The 6,236-nt window shown below is 65.0% G+C and carries 14 protein-coding genes; all 14 read left to right on the top strand.

The genetic code is table 11. The features are described 5' to 3' along the window. Positions 1-115 (top strand): EF-Tu C-terminal domain-related protein (locus ACJMK0_RS17570; protein WP_452233287.1); only part of this gene is annotated, 115 nt, incomplete at its 5' end. Between the two features lie 36 nt (positions 116-151). Continuing rightward, positions 152-466, top strand: coding sequence for a 30S ribosomal protein S10 (rpsJ, locus tag ACJMK0_RS17565; protein WP_405234143.1), 315 nt, complete (start codon positions 152-154; stop codon positions 464-466). A gap of 317 nt (positions 467-783) precedes the next feature. Next, positions 784-1,452, top strand: coding sequence for a 50S ribosomal protein L3 (gene rplC / locus ACJMK0_RS17560; protein WP_405240290.1), 669 nt, complete (start codon positions 784-786; stop codon positions 1,450-1,452). A 2-nt stretch (positions 1,453-1,454) separates the two neighbouring features. Next, positions 1,455-2,060: a 50S ribosomal protein L4 gene (gene rplD / locus ACJMK0_RS17555; RefSeq protein ID WP_405240314.1), complete on the top strand. Its 606-nt coding sequence runs from the start codon at positions 1,455-1,457 to the stop codon at positions 2,058-2,060. After that, entirely contained in the window at positions 2,057-2,365 is a 309-nt protein-coding gene (rplW, locus tag ACJMK0_RS17550; RefSeq protein ID WP_405240289.1) for a 50S ribosomal protein L23, read from the top strand. Before rplD ends, rplW begins: the two co-directional genes overlap by 4 nt. A 15-nt stretch (positions 2,366-2,380) precedes the next feature. Next, complete coding sequence (gene rplB / locus ACJMK0_RS17545) at positions 2,381-3,217, top strand: 50S ribosomal protein L2 (RefSeq protein ID WP_405240287.1); 837 nt, start codon at positions 2,381-2,383, stop codon at positions 3,215-3,217. Positions 3,218-3,232: 15 nt separating this feature from the next. After that, positions 3,233-3,508, top strand: a complete 276-nt coding sequence (gene rpsS / locus ACJMK0_RS17540; protein WP_405223744.1) for a 30S ribosomal protein S19 — start codon at positions 3,233-3,235, stop codon at positions 3,506-3,508. 11 nt (positions 3,509-3,519) lie between these two features. Beyond that, on the top strand, positions 3,520-3,852 hold the full coding sequence (gene rplV / locus ACJMK0_RS17535; RefSeq protein WP_405240285.1) for a 50S ribosomal protein L22: 333 nt from the start codon (positions 3,520-3,522) through the stop codon (positions 3,850-3,852). 11 nt (positions 3,853-3,863) lie between these two features. Then, positions 3,864-4,550 carry a 30S ribosomal protein S3 gene (gene rpsC, locus ACJMK0_RS17530; protein ID WP_405240283.1) on the top strand — a complete coding sequence of 229 codons (687 nt, stop codon included), beginning with the start codon at positions 3,864-3,866 and terminating at the stop codon, positions 4,548-4,550. 12 nt (positions 4,551-4,562) lie between these two features. Continuing rightward, positions 4,563-4,976: a 50S ribosomal protein L16 gene (gene rplP / locus ACJMK0_RS17525; protein WP_405223738.1), complete on the top strand. Its 414-nt coding sequence runs from the start codon at positions 4,563-4,565 to the stop codon at positions 4,974-4,976. Next, positions 4,976-5,179 (top strand): 50S ribosomal protein L29, encoded by a 204-nt coding sequence (rpmC, locus tag ACJMK0_RS17520; protein ID WP_405240281.1) that lies wholly within the window; start codon positions 4,976-4,978, stop codon positions 5,177-5,179. Before rplP ends, rpmC begins: the two co-directional genes overlap by 1 nt. Beyond that, complete coding sequence (gene rpsQ / locus ACJMK0_RS17515; RefSeq protein WP_405240279.1) at positions 5,176-5,448, top strand: 30S ribosomal protein S17; 273 nt, start codon at positions 5,176-5,178, stop codon at positions 5,446-5,448. The genes rpmC and rpsQ overlap by 4 nt, the downstream gene beginning before the upstream one ends. Positions 5,449-5,518: 70 nt before the next feature. After that, the gene (gene rplN, locus ACJMK0_RS17510; RefSeq protein ID WP_405223733.1) at positions 5,519-5,887 is read left to right on the top strand and encodes a 50S ribosomal protein L14; all 369 of its coding nucleotides are present in this window, start codon (positions 5,519-5,521) and stop codon (positions 5,885-5,887) included. Between the two features lie 21 nt (positions 5,888-5,908). Then, entirely contained in the window at positions 5,909-6,226 is a 318-nt protein-coding gene (gene rplX / locus ACJMK0_RS17505; RefSeq protein WP_405223731.1) for a 50S ribosomal protein L24, read from the top strand. Positions 6,227-6,236 lie beyond the last annotated feature (10 nt).

Here is a 6,236-nt window from a genome sequence, read left to right as displayed (position 1 = left end):
GAAGATGGTGGTGGAGCTGATCGCGCCGATCGCCATGGAGGACGGACTGCGCTTTGCCATCCGCGAGGGCGGCCGCACGGTCGGCGCCGGCGTGGTGGCGAAAATCATCGATTAAACAATGCAGGAGGGCCTTCAGGCCCGATTCAACAACATGGCAACAAACCAGAACATCCGAATCCGCCTCAAGGCCTTCGACCACCGGCTGATCGACACGTCGGCCCGGGAGATCGTGGAGACGGCGAAGCGCACCGGCGCCACCGTGAAAGGGCCGGTGCCGCTGCCCACGAAGAAGGAGCGCTTCACCGTGCTGATCTCGCCCCACGTCAACAAGGACGCGCGGGACCAGTACGAGCTGCGCACCCACAAGCGGCTGATGGATATCGTGGATCCCACGGACAAGACGGTGGACGCGCTGATGAAGCTCGAGCTGCCGGCGGGCGTGGACGTCCAGATCAAGCTGAATTAGAAATTGAACATGGCGCCCGACTTGTTATAATAGCGGGCTCCTTCGGGACCAGGCCGGGCCGGGAGTCGGCCTGATCCTCAGACAGCGACGCCGCCACATGCGGCGTAAACGGCAAATCCCGGGCACATCGGCTTCGGCCGGCGTGGGGGTCAGTTCCGCAGACCCGGCAGGGGTCGAGCGAAGAGCTGGCCCCTTTCGCGTGTCTTGAGTTCGCGACAGGCAGCGATGGCCAATCGTAGTCATCGCGGTGAAGGTTGATTGTTTCATTAAAGAGGGTGCCGGCCAACCGGAGCCGGCACACGACGGGAAAGTCTCAGATGGCTATCGGAATCGTTGGCCGCAAGTGCGGCATGACGCGCATCTTCACGGAGGACGGCAATTCTGTGCCGGTCACCGTGATCGAGGCGCTGCCAAATCGCGTCACGCAGGTGAAGACGCCCGAGCGCGACGGTTATCACGCCTTCCAGGTCACCTCCGGCAGTGCGAAGGCCTCCCGGGTGTCGAAGCCGCGGGCCGGTCAGTTCGCGGCCGCCAAGGTCGACGCGGGCGACTCGCTGCGCGAGTTCCGCCTGGACGAGGCACCGGCCGAGGACGAGCTGGCGCCGGGTGCCGAGATTCGCGTGGACCGGTTCGAGGTCGGCCAGAAGGTCGACGTGATCGGCACCACCATCGGCAAGGGCTTTGCCGGCACGGTCAAGCGGCACAACTTCCGCACCCAGGACGCCACCCACGGCAACTCGCTTTCCCACCGGGTGCCCGGCTCGATCGGTCAGAACCAGACCCCGGGCCGCGTGTTCAAGGGCAAGAAGATGGCCGGCCAGATGGGCAACGTGCGCCGCACCACCCAGAACCTCGAGGTCGTCCGGGTGGACGCCGAGCGCAACCTGATCCTGGTCAAGGGCGCTGTCCCCGGTCACCGCGGCGGACGCGTCATCGTGCAGCCCGCCGTGAAGGCGCGCGTCGGCAGCGAGGGTGGCAAGGCATGACGATGGAACTGAAACTCGCCGATGCCGGCGGCAGCGTAGAGGTGTCCGAGGAAGCCTTCGGCGCCAGCTACAACGAGTCGCTGGTGCACCAGGTCGTGACGGCCTATCTGGCCGGCGCCCGCGCCGGCACGAAGGCGCAGAAGAACCGCTCCGACGTGCGCGGCGGCGGCGCCAAGCCGTGGCGGCAGAAGGGAACGGGCCGGGCCCGCGCCGGCACCATCCGCAGCCCCATCTGGGTGGGCGGTGGCCGTGCGTTCGCCGCCAGGCCGCGCAGCTTCGAGCAGAAGGTCAATCGCAAGATGTACCGCGGTGCCCTGAAGTCGGTTCTCTCCGAGCTGATCCGCCAGGAGCGCCTGGTGGTCACCGGCGAGCTCACGCTGGAGGCGCCGAAGACGAAGGAGCTGGCCGGCAAGCTCAAGTCGCTGGGCCTGGACGACGTGCTGATCGTCAACGAGGCGTTCGACGAGAAGGTCTACCTGGCGGCACGCAATCTGAAGAACGTGGGCATCTGCGACGTGGCGGCGGTGGATCCGGTAACGCTGATGCGTTTCGAGAAGGTGCTGATCACCGTGCCCGCGCTGAAACTGATCGAGGAGCGTCTGTCATGAGCGCCATCGCACGCCAGGAACGGCTGATGAACGTGGTTCTCGGGCCGCACATCTCCGAGAAGACCACGACCGTCGGCGAGCGCGACAACCAGGTGGTGTTCCGGGTGCGCCGGGACGCGACCAAGCAGGAGATCCGGGCAGCGGTGGAGATGCTGTTCGAGGTCGAGGTAGAGGGCGTGCAGGTGGTCAACCACAAGGGCAAGTTCAAGCGCTTCGGCCAGACCATCGGCAAGCGCCCGGCGTGGAAGAAGGCGTACGTGAAGCTGGCTGCGGGCAGCGACATCGACTTCCTCGGCGCTGAGTAACAGGGGTCCAGAAGAATGCCACTGCAGAAAGCAAAACCGACATCCGCCGGCCGGCGTTTCGTCGTCAAGGTGCGCACGCCCGAGCTGTACAAGGGCGAGCCCTTCGGCCCGTTGCTGGCCAAGAAGGCGAAGACCGGCGGCCGCAACAACAAGGGCCGCATCACGGTGCGCCACCAGGGCGGCGGACACAAGCAGCGCTACCGTATCGTGGACTTCAAGCGCAACAAGGACGGCATCCCGGGGACGGTCGAGCGTATCGAATACGACCCGAACCGCAGTGCCCACCTGGCGCTGATCAAATACGCCGACGGCGAGTGGCGCTACATCCTCGCGCCGAAGGGCGTGAGCGCGGGTCAGACGGTGCTGTCGGGCGAAGACGCCCCGATCAAGCCGGGCAATGCCCTGCCGCTGCGCAGCATCCCGGTGGGTACGGTCATCCACTGCATCGAGATGAAGCCGGGCAAGGGCGCGCAGCTGATGCGTTCGGCCGGCGCCTCGGCCCAGCTCGCGGCCCGCGAGGGCACCTACGCGACGCTGCGGCTGCGCTCCGGCGAGATGCGGCGCATCCACTCGGAATGCCGGGCCACCATCGGCGAGGTGGGCCACGGCGAGCACAACCTGCGCAAGCTCGGCAAGGCCGGCGCGAAGCGCTGGAAAGGTGTGCGCCCGACCGTGCGCGGCGTGGTCATGAACCCGGTCGACCACCCCCATGGCGGCGGCGAGGGCAGGACTTCCGGCGGCCGCCATCCGGTGACCCCGTGGGGCGTGCCCACGAAGGGTTACAAGACGCGCAAGAACAAGCGCACGGATTCGATGATCGTGCGCCGCCGCAAGCGCCGCAAGCAGAAGTAATACAGGGTTTGAAAGATGCCACGCTCGGTTAAGAAAGGTCCTTTCGTAGACGTCCACCTCCAGAAGAAGGTGCAGACGGCTGTGGAGAGCAACGACCGCCGCCCGATCAGGACATGGTCGCGGCGCTCGATGATCCTGCCGGACATGGTCGGCCTGACCATCGCCGTGCATAACGGGCGCCAGCATGTGCCGGTTCTGATATCGGAGAACATGGTGGGTCACAAGTTGGGCGAGTTCGCGATCACCCGGACCTTCAAGGGTCACTCCGGCGATCGCAAGACGAAGCGCTGAGGAGACGGCTGATGCAGGTTGCAGCAACACTGCGCTACGCGCGTATCTCGCCGCAGAAATGCCGGCTGGTCGCGGACACCATCCGCGGCAAGACGGTGGACAGCGCGCTGAAGACGCTCGCGTTCATGCCCAAGAAGGGCGCGCATATCGTGAAGAAGGTGCTCGAGTCGGCCATCGCGAATGCGGAGCACAATCACGGTGCCGATATCGACGAACTGCGTATCGCCGCCATCGAGGTGAACGAGGCGCCGTCATTCCGCCGCTACCGTGCCCGCGCGAAGGGCCGCGGTGCGCGGATCATCAAACGCAACAGTCATATCACCATCCGGGTGGCAGACGAGTAACGGGACGCATAATGGGTCAGAAAGTACATCCGACGGGCATCCGCCTGGGTATCACGACCGACTGGACGTCGAAGTGGTATGCCGATACGCAGAGTTTCCCCGGCTACGTGAAGTCGGACCACGACGTCCGCACCTTCATCAAGGAGAAGCTGAAGGATGCCTCGGTCAGCAAGATTCAGATCGAGCGCCCGGCCAAGAAGGTCAATATCACGATCCATACGGCGCGGCCGGGGATCGTGATCGGCAAGAAGGGTGAGGACATCGAGAAGCTGCGCTCGCAGGTGGCGCAGATGGTGGGCATGCCGCTCGGCGATGTGCGCATCAATATATCCGAGATCCGCAAGCCCGAGATGGACGCCCAGCTCGTCGCCGAGGGTATTGCCCAGCAGCTCGAGCGCCGCGTGATGTTCCGCCGCGCGATGAAGCGTGCGGTCACCAACACCATGCGCGTGGGCGCAGAGGGCGTGAAGGTGAAGGTCGGCGGCCGGCTGAACGGCGCGGAGATCGCCCGTTCGGAGTGGTACCGGGAAGGCCGTGTGCCGCTGCATACGCTGCGGGCCGAGATCGATTACGGCCTGGCCGAGGCGAAGACCACCTACGGCGTGATCGGCGTGAAGGTGTGGATATTCAAGGGTGAGATCCTGGACAAGAACGAGGTCATCCAGGAAGCCGCCGAGCAGGCGACGAGCTCGAGATAGGGAGCCGCGGAGATGTTGCAGCCAAAACGAACCAAATTCCGCAAGCAGCAGAAGGGCCGTAACCGCGGCCTGGCGCAGCGGGGCAATACGGTGGCCTTCGGCGAGTACGGTCTGAAGGCAGTGGGTCGCGGCCGGCTGACGGCGCGCCAGATCGAGGCGGCCCGGCGTGCCATGACCCGGCACATCAAGCGCGGCGGCAAGATCTGGATCCGGGTGTTTCCGGACAAGCCGATCAGCAAGAAGCCCCTGGAAGTACGCCAGGGCAAGGGCAAGGGTAACGTCGAGTACTGGGTGGCTCAGATCCAGCCGGGCCGCGTGCTCTACGAGATGGAAGGCGTCAGCGAGGAAGTGGCGCGCGAGGCGTTTCGCCTGGCGGCGGCCAAGATCCCGATGCAGACGGTGTTCGTGTCCCGTCAGGTGATGTGATGAAGGCGAGTGAACTGAGAGAAAAGACGGCCGAGGAGCTGGGCGAGGAGCTGCTGAAGCTTCGCAAGGAGCAGTTCAACCTCCGCCTGCAGCAGGCCACGGGTCAGCTGACACGGCCCCACGAGTACCGCCGCGTCCGCAGGGAGATTGCGCGTGTGAAGACCGTCCTGAACGAGGTCTCTACGCAGGGTGAAGCCAAATGAACGACGAGACGAAGCAGAAGACCGCCCGCACGGTGACCGGCCGGGTCGTGTCGAACAAGATGGACAAGACCGTGTCCGTGGCGATCGAGCGGCTGACCCGTCATCCGGTGTATGGCAAGTACATCCGCCGCACGAGCAAGGTCATGGCCCACGACGAGGCCAACGAGTGCCGCCCGGGCGACCGTGTCTCCATCGCCGAGTGCCGCCCCATCTCCCGCCACAAGGCGTGGAAAGTGGTCGGCATCGTCGAGCGGGCGCGGGTGGAGTGACCCGGGTACGGGCGAACGCAGCCGAAGACCGGACAGTTTTTGAGACAGATACCGGATTGGATTTACAGCAATGATTCAGATGCAGTCAGTTCTGAACGCCGCGGACAACAGCGGTGCGCGACGCCTCATGTGCATCAAGGTACTGGGCGGTTCCAAGCGCCGGTACGCCAACGTCGGCGACATCATCAAGGTCAGCGTGAAGGATGCGATCCCGCGCGGCAAGGTGAAGAAGGGCGAGATCTACAACGCCGTCGTCGTGCGTACGCGCAAGGGTGTGCGCCGCCCGGACGGCTCGCTGATCCGCTTCGACGGTAACGCGGCGGTGCTGCTGAACAACCGCCTGGAGCCCATCGGCACCCGTATCTTCGGCCCGGTGACCCGTGAGCTCCGGACCAGTCGATTCATGAAGATCATCTCGCTGGCACCCGAAGTGCTTTAGCCGAGAGGACGAGAGAGCGAAATGAACAAGATCAGGAAAGGCGACGAAGTCGTCGTGATCGCCGGCAAGGACAAGGGCCGCCGCGGCACCGTGCTGCGCGTCTATCCCGACGAGCGCGTGCTCGTCGAAGGCGTGAACGTGGCCAAGAAGCACCAGCGTCCGAACCCGAACATGGGCGTCCCCGGCGGTATCGTCGACCGCGAGATGCCGCTGCATATCTCGAACGTGATGGTCTACAACCCGCAGACCAAGAAGGGCGACCGGATCGGCATCCGCACCCTGGAGGACGGTTCGCGGGTGCGCTATTTCAAATCGAATGAGGAGGTCGTGGACGTCTGAGGACGCCGCG

Origin of the sequence: Lentisalinibacter orientalis (assembly GCF_040706535.1) — a bacterium.
Lineage (GTDB): Bacteria > Pseudomonadota > Gammaproteobacteria > Steroidobacterales > Woeseiaceae > Lentisalinibacter > Lentisalinibacter orientalis.
The sequence above is the reverse complement of the archived record's forward strand: the minus strand, read 5'-3'. Positions and strand labels throughout refer to the sequence as shown.